The following is a 2,232-nucleotide window of genomic DNA, read 5'->3' on the forward strand; positions in this document are numbered from 1 at the left end:
TTTTTTCAATGCGTGATATAAGAAGAACTTTTAAAACATTATCAGGAATGCTTCACTTTACTGAAAATGAGAAAGATATTGTTAATCAGCATGCAAATAAAAACATAGGCAAAAAACATTATGATAGATACGACTATATCGTTGAAAAACGTGAGACAACCATAAAATGGGAGAAAGCAATGCAGATGCTGCTAGCAAATGATGGGGTTACTGAGATTCAATTGATAATTGAGAAGGAACGAGAGCTTTAACATATTGAGCAAATGAATCATCCATGTAATATTTACAACCTGAATCTTCAATGTGGAGATTCAGGTTTTTTTTGAGGTTTGAGATTAGCATCACAATAAAAGTAATGAAAATAGTCTGATATCAAACTTTGACATTATATGTGAGAACTTTAATTATGAGCTTTTTTGATAGGCGTTCTGAAGGATTTTTATTATCGCCGGGAGATAAAACAAGTTGTGGCGGCTTTATAAAAAGGAGTCAGGAATGCCATACTGTCGAAGGAATGGAAATAGTATATGAAATGGATGAATACATATGCGGAGTTAATGGTAAAACATATAAAATAAAAGGTGGTGTACCGAAAGGTTCATCGATTGAATGTGGGAGAGATTTATTTCGTCAAGTAAACTTAAGTTCCTGGGATAGTGATATTGATTCGGAGGGTCGAAAGGTAGAATCACCATCATCAAGGATAAAGCGACTCAAAGAAGAAACATCTTTGTATAAGCGTCAACCTGATTATCTTCGGGGTTCTGAAAACATAAATGAACATAGTAGATTTGTTGGAAGCGCGGGGGGAACGATAAATTTAAGAAAAAAATAATCTTTAATGATGAAAGCGAAGATATCTTTTCTCATAGAAAGTCTAATTTTCCATTCCGAAAAAGAATAAGTAATGAATCATATAATTATTACTTAAAAACGGGGCGTGATATGTCTCAATACGAGACAGAAATCATATGCTTACTGGCAGGTTCAGCACATAGCAGAGGTACATGTCCTTGCCAATGTCGATTTATACCCCATTTGAATATTACATACAGATATGATAATTATATTTTAGCAAGTTATGAAGCAGCAAACAGACCTCAAACACCCCCTCCTCTTGTTCACGCAACAAGACAAATTTCAGAATCCAGGCAATCAGTTGAACCTGGTTTTTGTATAGTACCAGAACTGACGACACCTAAATTATATGAACGTGAGTTAATGGTTAGTCCACCATCGGGAGTAAAAGAGTTGTATCATCAGTTGAATCCGGAAAAAAAGAAAAAGGCAGGTTCAATTTTGATTGTTGCCGATCCGGAAAAACAAGATGCAAAACAAATTAAGATTCTTGAAACAGCAAGAAATAAAATCGATAAAGCGCTTGAACCATTATCAAATGAAGAAGCCAAATTATTGCATGATAATAAAACGGCAGTGGATATTTTTTCATCTCAATTGCATAGTGATGCTCTTGGAACATCAGGTGATGTAATGGGATATATTAAGGATATTGGTAGTGAATATTATAGCGAAATAAATAAAATACTTAAAGATATTGAGAAATTATATCAAGATGCTTATTCTCAAAATAATGGCCGTATCTCAGGTGAGGAATTTTTTGGACGAAGAAAAATATTATTTAACCAATTAGATGCCGTATTGAATCGTTTTAGTAAATCTCAATTAGGATTACCACAATATGAAACATTAAAAAAAACATTGGGTTTGTCTACACGGTCTATCACTCACAAATGGGACCAAACGGGTGTAGGTGCTATAGAGGGTTACGCTTCATATGTTGAGAAATCTGCAAAACTAATGCAGTTAATGAAAAAGATAGGATATATTGGTATTGGGCTAGATTTTGCAGGATACTCAGAGAACGTATATGAGGCATGTTCAAAGGGTCGAGAAGACGCATGTTACAAAACCGCTATAGTTGAATACAGTAAATTTGGTGCTAAACAAGCTGCCGGAAATTTAGCTGGCCCTATTGCGGGAATCGCAGGACGTAGAGCTTGTATGTGGGCATTAGGAATGTTAACAGAAGAAATTGGCGGTATTGGTGCTGGATTATGTCTTGTCACAGGAATTGCGTCGGGTATAGCTGGTTCAAAAGTTGCGGAAGGTGTAGGTGAGGATGCAGGAGAAAAATATAGCAAAGAATATGGAAATGTCATATATGAAAAACTTTTTAACAAATAACATAAATATTATCCAAGTAATAACTCT

Annotated in this window: 2 protein-coding genes and 1 pseudogene; all 3 read left to right on the top strand. The window is 34.9% G+C overall.

Annotation, left to right across the window (positions count from 1 at the left end; genetic code table 11):
* Positions 1-251: pseudogene (locus IMQ48_RS22940) on the top strand (hypothetical protein); the annotation flags it as partial.
* Positions 252-406: 155 nt separating this feature from the next.
* On the top strand, positions 407-835 hold the full coding sequence (locus IMQ48_RS22945; RefSeq protein ID WP_196210808.1) for a hypothetical protein: 429 nt from the start codon (positions 407-409) through the stop codon (positions 833-835).
* A 110-nt stretch (positions 836-945) separates the two neighbouring features.
* A complete protein-coding gene (locus tag IMQ48_RS22950) occupies positions 946-2,205 on the top strand; it encodes a hypothetical protein (RefSeq protein WP_230326534.1) in 1,260 nt (419 codons plus the stop codon).
* The last annotated feature ends 27 nt before the right edge of the window (positions 2,206-2,232 follow it).

Origin of the sequence: Citrobacter sp. Res13-Sevr-PEB04-36 (assembly GCF_015672735.1) — a bacterium.
Taxonomy (GTDB): Bacteria; Pseudomonadota; Gammaproteobacteria; order Enterobacterales; family Enterobacteriaceae; genus Citrobacter.

Excerpts from the sequence above, each read along its gene's own strand:
- IMQ48_RS22945 (WP_196210808.1), top strand. The coding sequence starts at position 407 with ATGAGCTTTTTTGATAGGCGTTCTGAAGGATTTTTATTATCGCCGGGA.
- IMQ48_RS22950 (WP_230326534.1), top strand. The coding sequence starts at position 946 with ATGTCTCAATACGAGACAGAAATCATATGCTTACTGGCAGGTTCAGCA.